The organism is Polaribacter reichenbachii, assembly GCF_001975665.1.
GTDB lineage: Bacteria > Bacteroidota > Bacteroidia > Flavobacteriales > Flavobacteriaceae > Polaribacter > Polaribacter reichenbachii.
On sequence record NZ_CP019419.1, the window covers coordinates 2,120,217 to 2,136,070 of the forward strand.

The 15,854-nt window shown below is 29.9% G+C and carries 10 protein-coding genes and 1 tRNA gene; 10 read left to right on the forward strand and 1 reads right to left on the reverse strand.

What is annotated here, in order from left to right:
• Positions 1–2: 2 nt before the first annotated feature.
• From BW723_RS08830 to BW723_RS08860, 7 genes are all read left to right on the forward strand, one after another.
• Positions 3–3,083, forward strand: a complete 3,081-nt coding sequence (locus BW723_RS08830; protein ID WP_217491448.1) for a vitamin B12 dependent-methionine synthase activation domain-containing protein — start codon at positions 3–5, stop codon at positions 3,081–3,083.
• A 254-nt stretch (positions 3,084–3,337) separates the two neighbouring features.
• Positions 3,338–4,294, forward strand: coding sequence for a methylenetetrahydrofolate reductase [NAD(P)H] (gene metF / locus BW723_RS08835; protein WP_068355817.1), 957 nt, complete (start codon positions 3,338–3,340; stop codon positions 4,292–4,294).
• A 179-nt stretch (positions 4,295–4,473) separates the two neighbouring features.
• Positions 4,474–4,791 (forward strand): thioredoxin, encoded by a 318-nt coding sequence (trxA, locus tag BW723_RS08840; protein WP_068355815.1) that lies wholly within the window; start codon positions 4,474–4,476, stop codon positions 4,789–4,791.
• 123 nt (positions 4,792–4,914) lie between these two features.
• The gene (locus tag BW723_RS08845; RefSeq protein ID WP_068355894.1) at positions 4,915–7,485 is read left to right on the forward strand and encodes a M1 family metallopeptidase; all 2,571 of its coding nucleotides are present in this window, start codon (positions 4,915–4,917) and stop codon (positions 7,483–7,485) included.
• A complete protein-coding gene (locus BW723_RS08850) occupies positions 7,482–8,402 on the forward strand; it encodes a DUF58 domain-containing protein (protein ID WP_068355813.1) in 921 nt (306 codons plus the stop codon). Before BW723_RS08845 ends, BW723_RS08850 begins: the two co-directional genes overlap by 4 nt.
• A 63-nt stretch (positions 8,403–8,465) precedes the next feature.
• A tRNA-Asp gene (locus BW723_RS08855) sits at positions 8,466–8,539 on the forward strand.
• Between the two features lie 159 nt (positions 8,540–8,698).
• Positions 8,699–11,455 carry an outer membrane beta-barrel protein gene (locus BW723_RS08860; protein ID WP_083139509.1) on the forward strand — a complete coding sequence of 919 codons (2,757 nt, stop codon included), beginning with the start codon at positions 8,699–8,701 and terminating at the stop codon, positions 11,453–11,455.
• Positions 11,456–11,470: 15 nt separating this feature from the next.
• Here the strand turns inward: BW723_RS08860 and BW723_RS08865 are convergent, their stop codons facing one another.
• Positions 11,471–12,562: a formylglycine-generating enzyme family protein gene (locus BW723_RS08865; RefSeq protein WP_068355808.1), complete on the reverse strand. Its 1,092-nt coding sequence runs from the start codon at positions 12,560–12,562 to the stop codon at positions 11,471–11,473.
• A 221-nt stretch (positions 12,563–12,783) separates the two neighbouring features.
• Between BW723_RS08865 and BW723_RS08870 the strand changes: the two genes are divergently transcribed.
• From BW723_RS08870 to galK, 3 genes are read left to right on the forward strand one after another with little or no spacing between them, the layout of a single operon-like run.
• On the forward strand, positions 12,784–13,782 hold the full coding sequence (locus BW723_RS08870; RefSeq protein WP_068355805.1) for a GntR family transcriptional regulator: 999 nt from the start codon (positions 12,784–12,786) through the stop codon (positions 13,780–13,782).
• Between the two features lies 1 nt (position 13,783).
• A complete protein-coding gene (locus BW723_RS08875) occupies positions 13,784–14,674 on the forward strand; it encodes an aldose 1-epimerase (RefSeq protein WP_068355803.1) in 891 nt (296 codons plus the stop codon).
• Between the two features lie 13 nt (positions 14,675–14,687).
• On the forward strand, positions 14,688–15,836 hold the full coding sequence (gene galK, locus BW723_RS08880) for a galactokinase (RefSeq protein ID WP_068355800.1): 1,149 nt from the start codon (positions 14,688–14,690) through the stop codon (positions 15,834–15,836).
• The last annotated feature ends 18 nt before the right edge of the window (positions 15,837–15,854 follow it).

Sequence of the window (15,854 nt, forward strand, 5' to 3'; positions counted from 1 at the left end):
AGATGAAGATAATGCAGAGCAAATACATGAAATTATCAGGATTAGAACCACTAATCTTGAACGAAAATAGCAATTTTATAAATGTTGGAGAACGTACAAATGTTGCAGGTTCTCGTAAGTTTTTACGATTAATTAAGGAAGAAAAATTTGATGAAGCTTTAGATATTGCACGTCATCAAGTTGATGGAGGAGCGCAAATCGTTGACATTAATATGGATGATGGACTTCTTGATGGAAAAGAAGCAATGGTTCGTTTTTTAAACTTAATTGCTGCAGAACCAGATATTTGTAGAGTGCCAATGATGATTGATAGTTCTAAGTGGGAAATCATTGAAGCTGGTTTACAAGTTGTACAAGGTAAATGTGTTGTAAATTCAATCTCTTTAAAAGAAGGTGAAGATAAATTTATAAAAGAAGCTAAACTAATAAAAAAGTATGGAGCTGCTGTAATTGTAATGGCTTTTGATGAAGTTGGACAAGCAGATAATTACGAACGAAGAATTGAAATAGCTAAAAGATCTTATGATATCTTAGTCAATAAAGTTAACTTTCCATCAGAAGATATTATTTTCGATTTAAACATATTTCCTGTGGCAACTGGAATGGATGAGCACAGAAAAAATGCCATCGATTTTATTGAAGCTACAAGATGGGTTCGTCAAAATTTAGAAAATGTTTCTGTAAGTGGAGGTGTAAGTAACGTTTCATTTTCGTTTAGAGGTAACAATGGAGTTCGTGAAGCAATGCACTCTGTTTTCTTGTATTATGCCATTCAAGCTGGTATGAATATGGGAATTGTAAACCCTGCAATGTTAGAGGTTTATGATGATATTCCAAAAGATTTATTAGAACATATAGAAGATGTAATTTTAGATAGAAGAGAAGATGCAACAGAACGTTTATTAGATTTTGCAGAAACTGTAAAAGGGTCTAAAGTTGGTAAAACTGTTGATTTATCTTGGAGAGAAAATCCGTTACAAGACAGAATTACACACGCTTTAGTAAAAGGAATTGATGCTTTTATTATTGAAGATGTTGAAGAAGCAAGGCAAGAAGCAGAAAAACCAATTGAAGTTATAGAAGGTAACTTAATGATTGGTATGAATGTGGTTGGAGATTTATTTGGAGCAGGAAAAATGTTTTTACCTCAGGTTGTAAAATCTGCTAGGGTAATGAAAAAAGCAGTAGGTTACCTTAACCCTTTTATAGAGGAAGCTAAAAAGGAGGCCCCTAAATCCCCAAAGGGGACTTTACATTGGAAAACTACAGATCCATTAAACTATAGTTTACTTCTTGAGTATTCTAAGAAAATGCGAAATCAACCAACAGAAGCAGAAAGTTTACTGTGGGATGTTTTAAGTAATAAAAAACTAGATGGATACAAGTTTAGAAGACAACATATTATAGGTAACTATATTGCTGATTTTATATGTCTAAAAACAAACTTAATAGTTGAGGTTGATGGTTCAATTCATCAATTACCAGAAAATAAAGTTTCAGATAAAGAAAGAACTGAATGGTTAGAAAATGAAGGATATAGAGTATTAAGATTCACTAATCAGCAAGTTTTATCAAATTTAGATTTTGTTTTAGAAAAAATAAAAGCAAACTTAGCAATTCCCCCTTTGGGGGCTAGGGGGCCTTTAGGTAAAATTTTAATGGCAACTGTTAAGGGCGATGTTCATGATATTGGTAAAAATATTGTGTCTGTGGTTTTGGGTTGTAATAACTATGAGATTGTAGATTTAGGTGTTATGGTACCACCTGAAAAAATTATAGAAGCTGCTAAAAAAGAAAATGTAGATGCTATTGGTTTAAGCGGATTAATTACACCTTCTTTAGATGAAATGGTGTATTTGGCCAAAGAAATGGAACGTCAAAATTTCGAGTTGCCATTGTTAATTGGTGGTGCAACAACATCAAAAGCACACACTGCTGTTAAAATTGATACACAATATAAAAATGCGGTTGTTCACGTAAATGATGCATCTAGAGCAGTAACAGTTGTAGGTGATTTATTGAATAAGAAAACAAATAATGAGTACGTTGCCAAATTAAAGAAAGATTATGACGAATTCAGAACCAAGTTTTTAAAACGAGGTAAAGAAAAATCTTATATTTCTATTGATGAAGCTCGCAAACGTAGATATAAAATTGATTGGAAAACATCAGAAATTGTAAAACCTAGAGAATTAGGAATTCAGACTTTAGAGCAACTAAGTTTAAAAGAATTAGTACCTTTTATAGATTGGAGTCCGTTTTTTAGAAGTTGGGATTTACACGGAAAATTCCCAGACATTTTAACGGATAAAGTAGTTGGTGAGCAAGCATCAATAATGTATGAAGAAGCTCAACAAATGATAAAAGAAATCATTGCAAAGCAACTTTTAAAACCAAAAGCAATATTTGGTTTGTTCGAGGCAAATACCATTAATGAGGATGATATTTCTGTTCATAAAAAAGGCGGAGAAGAATTTGTTTTTAGAACTTTACGTCAGCAATTAAAGAAAAGAGAAGGGATACCAAATATTGCGTTATCAGATTTTGTGGCTCCAAAAGAAACTGGAAAAACAGATTATATGGGTGCTTTTTGTGTAGGTATTTTTGGAGCACAAGAATTGGCAGACTCTTACAAAGCTAAAGAAGATGATTATAATGCAATTATGGCGCAAGCTATAGCAGATCGTTTTGCAGAAGCTTTTGCAGAGTATTTACATAAACAAATTAGAATAAAACATTGGGGTTATTCTGCTGATGAAGAATTGACAAATGATGATTTAATTAAAGAAAATTACAAAGGTATTAGACCTGCACCTGGTTACCCTGCTTGCCCAGATCATTTAGAAAAAGAAACCATTTGGGATTTATTAGATGTAGAAAATCAAATAGGAGTTACGTTAACCGAAAGTTTAGCAATGTGGCCAGCAGCTGCAGTTTCTGGTTATTATTTTGCTAATAAAGAAGCAAAGTATTTTGGTTTAGGTAAAATTACTGATGATCAAGTAACAGATTATTCCGAAAGAAAAGGAATTACAAAAGAGAAAGCTAGAAAGTGGTTGCACCCATCATTAGCTCAAGAATAGTTTTTAAGACCTCACAGGTTTTCAAAACCTGTGAGGTCTGTTTCATATAGCTTCCTGTAAGGTTTCTAAAACCTTTTAGGTGTTTGAAAAAGAATTAGTAAAAGAAAGAAAATATGCTGGCAAACAAGTTGCGTTAGCGATTGAAATGGCATCCTTTTTTCTTTTTCAGAAATAAGATATAATGTAAAGCGCGACCTTTAGGTAACGCCCAAATAATAAAATATTAACTAGATACTGAAACAAGTTCAGCATAAATGAAAATTACAGATCATATTAAAAAAGCAGACGGAAAAACATTATTTTCTTTTGAAATTATTCCGCCAAAAAAAGGAAATAATATTCAAGATTTATACAATAATATAGATCCGTTAATGGAGTTTAATCCGCCTTTTATAGACGTAACCACATCTAGAGAAGAGTATGTTTATATAGATAAAGGCAATGGTTTATTAGATAGAAAAATTACCAGAATGCGTCCAGGAACTGTGGGTATTTGTGCTGCAATTAAACATAAATATAATGTAGATACTGTGCCTCATGTTTTGTGTGGTGGTTTTACTAAAGAAGAAACTGAATATGTTTTGGTAGATTGCCAATATTTAGGGATTGATAATGTTATGGCTTTAAGAGGTGATGCTATGAGTCATCAAAAATATTTTAAACCTAATGAAGGTGGTAATCATTTTGCAAAAGACTTAGTAGCCCAGATAAATGATTTAAATAGCGGAAAATACTTGCATAATGTTGTTGAGGCTGATAAATCTTCTGATTTTTGTATTGGTGTTGCTGGTTATCCAGAAAAGCATCTAGAAGCACCTTCTTTACAAACGGATTTAAAACGTTTAAAAGAAAAGGTTGATGCTGGTGCAGATTATGTAGTTACACAGATGTTTTTTGATAATCAAAAGTATTTTGCGTTTGTAGATGCTGCTAAAAAAGCAGGTATTAATGTGCCAATTATTCCAGGTATTAAGCCAATTGCAGTAAAGCGTCATTTACAATTATTGCCACAGGTTTTTAGAATTGATATTCCAGAACCTTTAATTACAGAAGTAGAAAAATGTAAAACTAATAAAGACGTTCGTAAAGTTGGTATTGAGTTTGCGATTCAGCAATCTAAAGAATTATTGGCTGCAGGTGTACCGGTTTTACATTATTATTCTATGGGTAAAAGCGATAATGTTCAGGCAATTGCATCTGAGTTATTTTAACCCAATTTTTATCTGTTAAAAAGTTATATTCTATATGTTAAATTTATATTTAAAGTTGTAAGCATAAACACAATTGATACACAAATAGTAAAAAGCGATTTTTTTAAAAATGGTATCGTAAATAAAATGTTTACTTTTGTAACCTAAAAAAGAAATAACAATCTAAAAAAAATATAAAAATGGCATTAGAAATAACAGACGCAAATTTTGATGAAGTAGTATTAAAATCAGACAAACCAGTATTAGTAGATTTTTGGGCAGCTTGGTGTGGACCTTGTAGAATGGTTGGGCCAATTGTTGATGAAATTCACGCAGAATACGATGGTAAAGCTGTAGTTGGTAAAGTTGATGTTGATGCAAATCAAGAATTTGCTGCAAAATATGGTGTAAGAAATATACCAACTGTTTTAATCTTTAAAAACGGAGAAGTTGTAGACAAGCAAGTAGGTGTAGCACCTAAAAATGTTTACACAGGTAAAATAGATGCTGCTATTTAGTAGTTTATATTTTATAATAGCATAAAGGTTTGGCTAACGTCAAACCTTTTTTTATTTTAGAACTTTTTTATTTTTAGGTTGCAAAAAACAATGTTGCTATGTGTTAAACCAAAATTATTTTTAATGAATAAATACATCTTTTTTTTGTGCTTTCTTTTTTTTATTTCTTGTGATAAAATAGAAGATGAATCAAAATCTAAAGTAGAAACAGGTATTTCTCTTGAACTAGCCAAATACAGAAAACTGCAAATTTCTGATGTTGTTTATAATTTACACTTTAAAATACCAGAAGAAAAACAAGCTGCTATAGCCTCTAGATTGCAAATGCTTTTTAAGGTAAACGATTTAAAAGAAAACTTTCTATTAGATTTTAATGAAGAAGCTACTAAACTTAAATCGTTAAATATAAATGGAAAAACGGTTGAAATAAATGCATTTAATGAGCATATTATTATTGATAAAACAGACTTAGTTTTAGGTAATAATACACTTGAAATTTCTTTTGATGCTGGTGAACAATCTTTAAATAGAAATGATGAGTTTTTGTACACGCTTTTAGTGCCAGATAGAGCAAGTACATTGTTTCCTTGTTTAGATCAACCAGATATTAAAGCAAAATATAATTTAAGAATTACAGCTCCAAAAGATTGGAAGGTTTTAGCTGGTGCTTTTGAAGAAAGTGCTATAGAAGTTGGTGATTTTATAGAACATACTTTTGCAACTTCAGATTTAATGAGTACTTATTTGTTTTCTTTTGTAGCTGGTAAGTTTACAGAAGAAACTAAAAATCCTGGTGCTTTTGACATGCGTTTTTTATACAGAGAAAACAGCAAAGAAAAGATTGACGAAAGTGTAGATAGAGTTTACAAAATTCATCAAAATGCTATCGATTTTTTAGAAGATTATACAGCTGTAGATTTCCCATATCAAAAAATGGATTTTGCTGCAATTCCGCCTTTTCAATATGGAGGGATGGAACACGTTGGTGCAATTCAGTACAGACAATCTTCTTTGTTTTTAGATAAAAATGCAACTCAAAATCAGAAATTAGGAAGAGCAAAATTAATTGCCCACGAAACATCGCATATGTGGTTTGGAGATTTGGTTACAATGCGTTGGTTTAATGATGTTTGGATGAAAGAGGTTTTTGCTAATTTTATGGCAGATAAAATTGTAAATCCTGTTTATCCAGAGATAAATCATACGTTAAGTTTTATGATGTCTCATTACCCAAGTGCTTACTCAGAAGATAGGACAAAAGGTACAAATCCTATTCGTCAAAACTTAGACAATTTAAAAAATGCAGGTTCTTTATATGGTAGAATTATCTACAATAAAGCACCAATTATGATGCGTCAATTAGAAACTTTATTAGGTAAAGATGCTTTTCAAGAAGGAATTCAAGATTATATAAAAACCTATAAAAATTCTAATGCAGATTGGGAGGAATTGGTTGCTATTTTAGATGAAAAATCTACAGATGATATTAAAACTTGGTCAGATGTTTGGGTAAATTCATCAGGTAGACCAATTTTTACTGAAGAAATTGAATACAATTCAAGAGGACATGTTACGAAATTCATCCTTCATCAAAATGCAGAAGATGGTTCAGATAAAATTTGGACACAATCTTTTAAAATACAATTAAGAGATGCAAGAGGTTTTATAAAGAACATCAACATAAAAAATATGGGCAAATCTTTTGATGTTACAGAAGCTGTGAAAGGTTTTAAACCTGGGCAAATTTTGTACAATACAAACGGATTTGGTTATGGCGTTTTTCCTATTTATAAAGACGAAGTTTATACCTATAAAGATGTAAAAGATGAGGTTTCTAGAGGATATCAGTTCATAAATTTATATGAGAATATGTTAATTGGTGAAATCGCCCCTATTGAAGTATATAAATTTTATTTAGAGGATGTTAGACAAGAAAATAATGAGCTGATTTTAGGATATATAACCAATGGTTTAAATACAATTTTCTGGAAATTTTTAAATGAAAAACAAAGAGAAGATTGGTTGCCGATTACAGAAAAAGTATTAAAAGAAACTTTGTCTAAAAACAAACCTAAAAATATTAAGAAAATAGTATATAATTTGTTATCTAAAGTGGGCTATAATAAATCTTCTCAGAAAACATTATACGCACTTTGGAGCAAAGAAGGTGAAGTTGAAAATCTCTTTTTAAATGAAAATGATTACACTGCTTTAGCAATGAAGTTAGCTATTTACGAGCATCCAAAATCAAAAGAAATATTAGAGCAACAATTAATAAGAATATCTAACCCAGATAGAGCAAAACGATTTAGTTGGCTTTTACCATCTTTAGCACCAAAATCTACAGATAGAGATCTATTTATGACATCGCTTTTAGATAAAGAAAACCGACAAAATGAATCTTGGGTATTGGCTGCTTTAAATAATATTCATCATCCTTTAAGGCAAACTGCAGCGTCTAAACATTTAAGACCAATGTTGGCTAAATTAGAAGAAGTACAACTTACAGGTGATATTTTCTTCCCAAAAAGATGGTTAACATCGTCATTTGGGCATTACTCATCTATAGAAGCCAATGATATTGTAGAAGAATTTAGAAGAGAAAACCCTAATTATAATCCTGTTTTAATCAATAAATTATTGCAAAGTACAGATGATAGTTTTAAAGCAGAAAAAATTAGAAAAGTAGAATGAAACTCTCTGAAGTAAAATCATCAGAAATTAAAAATCTAGATTTGTTGGCAAAACAAGTGGTAGAAGGTTTTATTACGGGGATTCATAAAAGTCCGTTTCACGGATTTTCTGTAGAGTTTTCTGAACATAAATTATACAATAAAGGCGAAAGTACACGTCATATAGATTGGAAATTATTTGCCAAAACAGAAAAGCTCTACACCAAAAAATACGAAGAAGAAACCAATTTAAGATGCCATATCATTATCGATAATTCTGCTTCTATGCATTATCCTATAGTAAAAAAGCAGACAATTAACCAATTAAATAAAGTAGGTTTTTCGGCAATTGCAGCAGCTTCTTTAATGGAAATTCTAAAAAGACAAAGAGATGCTGTGGGTTTAAGTATTTATTCTGATAGGTATGAATATTATGCTCCAGAAAAAGGAAGTGAGCGCCACAGAAAAATGTTATTGAATCAATTAGAGCAATTGTTGGTTTCAAATTCTACATCAAACACAGAAACTTATCAATATTTACACGAGATTGCAGAAAAGATTCACAGAAGATCTTTAATTTTTTTGTTTACTGATATGTTTCAAACCTCTAAAGAAGATGAAGTGCTTTTTGATGCATTAAGACATTTAAAATATAATAAACACGAAGTCGTTTTGTTTCATACTTATGATGAAAAAACAGAAGTCGGTTTTAATTTTGATAATGCCCCAAAGAAATTTGTAGATGTAGAAACTGGCGAAGAAATAAATGTTTTTGCAGAGAATGTACAAGAAAAATATAAAGAATTAGCTCAGTCATATTTTAAAAGTTTGAAAAATAAATGTTTACAATATAAAATTGATTATGTTCCTTTAGATATTAACAAAGGCTACAATGATATTTTAACAGCTTATTTACTTCAAAGAAAAAAAAATAAATAATTTTTTTAATTTATGCTTGCAGATCTAAAAAACTGTATTATATTTGCAACCGCTAAAAGCAACGGTCTGGTAGTTCAGCTGGTTAGAATACCTGCCTGTCACGCAGGGGGTCGCGGGTTCGAGTCCCGTCCAGACCGCGAAAAGCACTTCATTTTTGAAGTGCTTTTTTTGTTTTATAAAAATCTTCACAAATTTTAGGTTTAGAACCATTTCTTTCAAAATTTAGGTAAAATGATGCATAAATAAGTTAAATATTAATTTGATGTTCTTTAATTTTTGAGAAACTTTGTTACCATATGAAGTACAAGAAAAGATTTTTAAATAACTGCATCAATAAATGTTTGCTTTTAATTGGTTTTATAGGTTTTTCTATAAGTATACAAGCTCAAAATAGCGGAATTAAAGGTATAGTTACAGATAATCAAAAAATACCTTTAGAAATGGTTTCTGTGGCAATTTTAAGTCCTAAAGATTCTACTTTTTTAAGTTATGCTACTACAGATTTAAAAGGAATATTCCATTTACAAGATGTGCCAAAAGATACAGTTATAATTCAGTTGAATTTATTGGGTTTTACACAGTATTCTAAAAAGTTGGTTTATAACAATAGTTTAATCGATTTAAAAACGATTGTCTTAGAAGATGATGTTAGTAGTTTAGATGAAATTGTAATAGCTGCTGTTGTTCCTATTCAAATAAAAAAAGATACCGTAAGTTATAATGCTAATTCTTTTAAAGTAAATCACGATGATAATATTGAGGGTTTATTAGGTAAACTACCAGGTATGGAGATTGAGGATGGTAAAATAATATCTCAAGGAAATGCTGTTACCAAAATAATGATTGATGGTAAAGAATTCTTTGGTGGTGATCCATCCATCGTATTAAAAAATATTTCTGCAGATGCAATTGCAAAAGTAGAGGTAATTGATAAAAAAAGTGACGAAGCAGAACTTACAGGTGTAAGTGATGGTAACAAACAAATTGTAATTAATTTTACTTTAAAAAAGACGAAAAAGAATCGTGGTTTTGGTAAAGTGTCAGGAGGTTTAGGTTTAGATAATCGTTATTTTGGTAATGCAAATTACAATCAATTTAATTCTAAAACGCAACTATCTGTAATTGGTAAATTCAATAATATTAACATTACAGGTTCTAATATTCAGGGTTTTTTAGAAAATGCAGATGGTGTTGCAGATGAATCTGAAGATGATACCAATGATAATTTTAATATTAAACAGAAGAGTTTAAGTGGTTTTTTAGAAACCAAAGTTACTGGTGTACATTATGGTAGAGAGCTAAAAAAGCGAGAATCTTTAAATGCAGATTATTTTTACAATGCATCAGAAAATAGCGGAATTTCAGAAACCAACAGAATAAATTTTACAAATACTAATAACTTTAATTTCAAATCCACTAACGATTATTTAAATACTACAAACAATCATAATTTCAATTTTAATTACGAAAACAAAGCCAATAAAACCCATACAATAAAGCTTCGTGGTCGTTTTTATACAGATGATAGAAATTATAATTTAGACAGAAAAGGTGTTTACGAGAATGAAAATAATGAGATAGTAACAGAGAATAATCTATTATCAAACAATACTACTTTTAAAAAATATGGGAATATAAATTTTAATCTTTACAGGCGTTTGCTAAAAAAAGGAAGAAGTTTTAATACAGGTTTTAATTGGGTTGTAAATAATTACGATAGAGAAAATGATCAACACACTTTTATCACCAGAAATATTAATACAGATACACCTGTTTATCAAGAAATAATTGCGTTAAGAGATGAAGAGAGTAGCTCTAGTAATTTTAACTTAAGATTTAAATATACAGAACCACTAGGAGGTAATCATTATTTAAATGCAGAGGTTAATGCTAGTTTTTATGATGTAGATGAAAGTACAGATCAATCCAGAACAACGATAAAAACAACAATAGAAGAAGATTTTATAAAGTTCGATTATACATTTTTTCAGAATATAATGCGAACTAAACTTTTTCATAGTTACAATACGCCTAAAATTAATATTTCTACAACAATGGAGTTGTATAATTTAAGGAGAGAGTTTGGTCAAGAAATCGACCAAATTTATACCAAAGAAAAATTGTATGTAACTCCATCTTTTTTCTTTCAATATAAACCCAATAGAGGAGAAAAGCTTAGGTTTACCTATAGAAGAGTAATTAGAGCTCCAAGACCACGTGAAACAAATCCGTTTATTAACGATTTAAGTCCGTATTTTATCAGAACAGGTAATGTAGATTTACAACCAGAAAAAGTGCATTCTTTTGTTTCTTTTTACAATGTTAACAGTTCAAATTCATCTATAAATTTTAATACAAGACTGCAATATAATTATTCTACGGATGCAATTATTAGAAGTTATACGATAGATGATGATTATATTAGAACCAGCAGTTATCAAAATAATGGAGAAAGGCATCGTTTAAATGCTCAAGTTCGTTTTTCAAAAAAACTGAATAAATTAGGAGTTCGTTTTAATTTAAATAATCGATTTTTTTACAATTCTGCAAACTCAATAGTTAATTTTAATTTAAATAAAATCGAATCTCAAGATATCTCTACAAACTTTGTAATTCAGAATACAAGAAAGAGAAAAGTGGATTTGAAAGCTGGTGTTTTTTATGGTGTAAATAATACAAGTTTTTCTATAGAAAAAGATTTGGATAGAAAATTTACAACACAAAAATATTTTGGAATGGTAGATGTTGATGCTACCAAAAGACTAAATCTAAACACACAATTAGATTATATTATTTATAATGATGATAAGTTTGATATTCATCAAGAACTACCAATTTGGAATGCAGCAATGTCTTATTCATTGTCTCCAAAAAATAACATTGTAAAATTGGTATTAATCGATTTATTAAATAAAAATGTAGATGTTTTTAGAAGAAGTACAGATAATTTTTTCGAAGAAACTATAGGACAAAGTTTAGGTAGGTATGTAATTTTAAGTTACACTTACAGACTAAATAACGGAAAAAGAAAGCCTAAACGTAAAAGTAGTTAGGCTTTCTATAAAATCTTATTTTGATGTTAACATTTCTGGAGTAGCAACAGTTCTAAAACCCATATGGTCTGAACCAGAATCTATAGCTACGCCCATTTTTGCTGATATTCTAAAACTTGCACAATACGACTCGTGGCATAAAAAAGAACCACCTTTCATAACGTGTTCTACTTGATAAGGATTACTTGGACTATAAGATCTTTCAGCTCCTCTAGGATTTAAAAGAGGTTGAGAAATATCTAATTCTTGATAATGATTTACGTTAAATAAATCGCTTGTTAATTCCCAAACATTCCCTAGCATATCATACAAACCAATACTATTTGGTGGGTAAGATTTGGTAGCAGAAATAAATTCAAAACCATCTTTAGATTCATTTTTAGTAGGAAAAACACCTTGCCAAGTATTTGCATTTGAGTTTAAAATTGATGCATCATTCCCCCAAGTATAAATAGTATTTGTGTTGTTACCTTGAGCAGCAGATTCCCACTCTGCTTCTGTAGGTAAACGTCTGTTGGCCCATTTACAGTAAGCCAAAGCATCTTCTAGAGCAATATGTACAACAGGGTAATTATCTTTACCTTCAATAGAAGATTCTGGTCCTGAAGGATGTCTCCAATCAGCACCAATTTTCCAAGTCCACCATTGTTGATAATTGTTCATATTTGCAACTGCGTTTACATTTTTATTAAAAATTAAACTACCAGGTTGTAAAATAGAATCGTGAGGTTTTGGAGTTCCTGGAGGTAATTGAGCTTTCATTTCTTCCCAATCAATTTTGCGCTCTGCAACAGTTATATAATCAGTTGCTTTCACAAAATCGGCGTATTGTTTATTGGTAACTTCATTTACATCAATATAAAAACCATCAACAGTAACTTTATGCGCAGGTTTTTCTCTGGGCATAGCAAATTTATCAGATTCTTTTGCACCTCTTATAAAAGTTTTTCCTGCTACCCAAATCATGTTTTTAGGTGTTTCTATTGCTGATGATGTATTGTTGTCCGCAGGTTTTTTAGCTTCGTTTTTACAGCTAGATATTAATAAAACCAATGAAAGTAAAATAGAAGTAAAATAGAAAAAGCTTTTTTTAGAGTATTGTATCATTTAAGTGTTTTTTTTTGATATTAATTTTGGTTTATAAAAGTAATACTTAATCTTGCTTTAATGCTTAAAAGCCATTTGTTATTTTGGTTAAAAAGCGGTTAAAAGAACATTTATTCCAAAAATAAAACCATTTATTCTATTAAAAATATTGTTTTTAAAAAAATAGAAAACCTACCAGTTCCTACTAGTTGTTATTGTTATTTATTTTGTAAGTTTGTGGTATGGATATTGTTTTTCTTAAAAGTGATTCTGGTAAACCTAAATACAAGCAAATAATTGCTTCTATAGAAGATGCTATTGTTAGTGGCGTGTTAAAAAAGGGAGATAGATTACCTTCTTTAAATAAGATTAAAAACCAACATTCACTTTCTAGAGATACTGTTTTGTCTGCTTTTAATGAGCTAAAAAATCGCGGAATTATACATTCTGTGGTAGGTAAAGGCTATTACGTATCAACAGAAAATGTAAATATAGAACAGAAGGTTTTTTTACTTTTCGATGAATTAAATTCTTTTAAAGAAGATTTGTATAATTCGTTTTTACAAGGTTTAGATGAAAATATTCAGGTAGATATCTTTTTTCATCATTTTAATAAAGACGTTTTTGCAAAGCTAATTAATGATAATATTGGCAAGTATAGTTACTACGTTATAATGCCTGCAAATTTAGCAGATACAGAAAAGGTAATAGACAATCTGCCAACCGAAAAAGTATATATTTTAGATCAAGTACATAAGAGTTTATCTCAATATTCTGCTATTTATCAAAATTTTGAAAAAGATATTTTTAAAGGTCTTTCTTTAATGCTGATGAATATTGTAAAATATGAGAAAGTAATTTTAGTATTTTCAGAAGAAAAACAACCTAAAGGTATTTTAAAAGGCTTTCAATCATTTTGTAATCAGTATAATATAACTTCAGAGGTTATTCCGTCTATGAAAAAGAGAGTTATAGAAAAAGGTGAGGTTTATATCGTTTTAGAGGATAAAAATTTAATAAGAATCATAAAAAATATCAAGGAAAAAAAATTAACTTTAGCAAAAGATATTGCTATTGTTTCTGTTAATGACAATATGCTTAAAGAAATTGTAGAAGGTGGTATTACCACAATTTCTACAGATTTCAAGTTAATGGGTAAAAGATTGGCAGAAATGATTCTTAATAAAGAACAAGTGAAAATTGAAAACCCTAGTAGTTTAATCTTAAGAAAATCTATATAACGTGTACAAAGTTAAAACCTTATCAGAAAATGGATTGAGTTTTATAGAATTACAAAACTCAACAAAAACCACCACAGCAAAAATTTGTTTAGAACAAGGAGCAAGATTGCAAGAGTTAAAATTTAATGATGTTTATTTAATTAAAGAACAGCCAAATTTCGACTATGCTTCATCTTATGCTTCGTCAATTTTATTTCCGTTTGCAAGTAGAATTAAAGACGGTAAATACAGGTTTCATGGCGCAGATTATCAACTCAATAAAAATGATGCAGGTAAAAGTGCCTTACATGGTTTAGTTTATGACAAAAAGTTCGATCTTTTTGAGCCAGAAGAACATCAACATTGTTGTTTTGCAACCTTTAATTATTATGAATATGAATTGAGCGAAGGTTTCCCTTTTACATATATTATTTCAGTTACTTACACACTTTTCGAAGATCATTTAAGAATGAATGTAAGTGTTAAGAATACAGATGATAAACCTTTTCCATTTACCTTAGGTTGGCATCCTTATTTTAATTGTAGCGATTTTAAAAACAGTAATTTATCTTTTAGTAGCGATAAAAAAGTTGTATTCGATAAAAACCTAATCACTAAAGAAGTTGTTGCAGAAAAAACACCAGAGGTTTTTAACTTAGAAGACAAACAATTAGATGATTGTTTTATTTTAAATGATAATAAAGTTGGCTTTTCAACACCAGATTATAAAATTGAAATATCACAGAATTCACAAGAGAATTTCTTACAATTATACACACCTAAAGATGTACCTGTAATTGCTGTAGAGCCTATGACTGGTATTTCTGATACTTTTAATAACAAAATCGGAATTCAGGTTTTAGAACCAGGGAGAACTTTTTCCTTAAACTGGAACTTAAAACTGATTAACTAAAAACAAAACAATAATGAAGGAAGCTTTTATTAATGAAGTTAAAACTAAATTTTTATCCACTTTTAGTACAGAACCAATGCTTGTTTTTTCTCCTGGTAGAATAAATATTATTGGAGAACATACAGATTATAATGGTGGCTTTGTATTTCCTGCTGCGGTAGATAAAGGTATTTATGCTGCAATTCAAAAAAGCGATTCTGGCAGTTCTACTGCAATTGCAGTAGATTTAGATAGCACCATAGAGTTTGAATTAGATAAACTAAAACCATCTAAAGAAGGTAGTTGGGAAAACTACGTTTTTGGTGTGGTTGCAGAAATACAAAATAGAAATAAAGTTGTTGGCGATTTTAATATCATTTTTAAAGGAGATATTCCTGGTGGTGCAGGTATGTCATCATCAGCAGCATTAGAGAATAGTGTGGTATTTGGTTTAAACGAGTTATTTAATTTAGGCTTAACCAAAACAGAAATGATTTTAATTTCTCAGAAAGCAGAACATAATTATGTAGGTGTAAATTGCGGAATTATGGACCAGTATGCAAGTATGTTTGGTATCGAAAATAATGCTTTATTATTAGATTGCAGAACAATAGAAGCGAAGTCTTATGAAATCGATTTTAAAGACCATCAATTGATACTCATCAACACAAACGTAAAACATAGTTTGTCTGATAGTGCTTATAATGATAGAAGATCGGCTTGTGAAAGTATTGCAAAATTACTTGAAGTAGATACTTTAAGAGATGCTACAGAAGCAGATTTAGAAAAAATTATTGATAAAGTTACACCAGAAAATTATCAAAAAGCGTTGTATGTAATTCAAGAAATTGAAAGAACACAAAAAGCTGCAAAAGCCATAGAGGAAAATGATTTAGAAACTTTAGGTGGTTTGATTTATGCATCACATAATGGTTTGCAACATCAATATAAAGTAAGTTGTGACGAGTTAGATTTTTTGGTAGACCAAGCTAAGAAAAACAAAAATATTTTAGGAGCAAGAATGATGGGTGGTGGTTTTGGTGGTTGTACCATTAACTTAATTGCCAGAGATGAAGTAAAAGCATTTGCAGAATCTGCTTCTAAAGCCTATAAAACTAAATTCGATAAAGACTGTTCTGTATATTTTATAGAATTATCTCAAGGAACGCATTTGGTAAATTAAACTTGAATTAAAATAGTA

Excerpts from the sequence above, each read along its gene's own strand:
- BW723_RS08830 (WP_217491448.1), top strand. The coding sequence starts at position 3 with ATGAAGATAATGCAGAGCAAATACATGAAATTATCAGGATTAGAACCA.
- metF (WP_068355817.1), top strand. The coding sequence starts at position 3,338 with ATGAAAATTACAGATCATATTAAAAAAGCAGACGGAAAAACATTATTT.
- trxA (WP_068355815.1), top strand. The coding sequence starts at position 4,474 with ATGGCATTAGAAATAACAGACGCAAATTTTGATGAAGTAGTATTAAAA.
- BW723_RS08845 (WP_068355894.1), top strand. The coding sequence starts at position 4,915 with ATGAATAAATACATCTTTTTTTTGTGCTTTCTTTTTTTTATTTCTTGT.
- BW723_RS08850 (WP_068355813.1), top strand. The coding sequence starts at position 7,482 with ATGAAACTCTCTGAAGTAAAATCATCAGAAATTAAAAATCTAGATTTG.
- BW723_RS08860 (WP_083139509.1), top strand. The coding sequence starts at position 8,699 with ATGAAGTACAAGAAAAGATTTTTAAATAACTGCATCAATAAATGTTTG.
- BW723_RS08865 (WP_068355808.1), bottom strand. The coding sequence starts at position 12,562 with ATGATACAATACTCTAAAAAAAGCTTTTTCTATTTTACTTCTATTTTA.
- BW723_RS08870 (WP_068355805.1), top strand. The coding sequence starts at position 12,784 with ATGGATATTGTTTTTCTTAAAAGTGATTCTGGTAAACCTAAATACAAG.
- galK (WP_068355800.1), top strand. The coding sequence starts at position 14,688 with ATGAAGGAAGCTTTTATTAATGAAGTTAAAACTAAATTTTTATCCACT.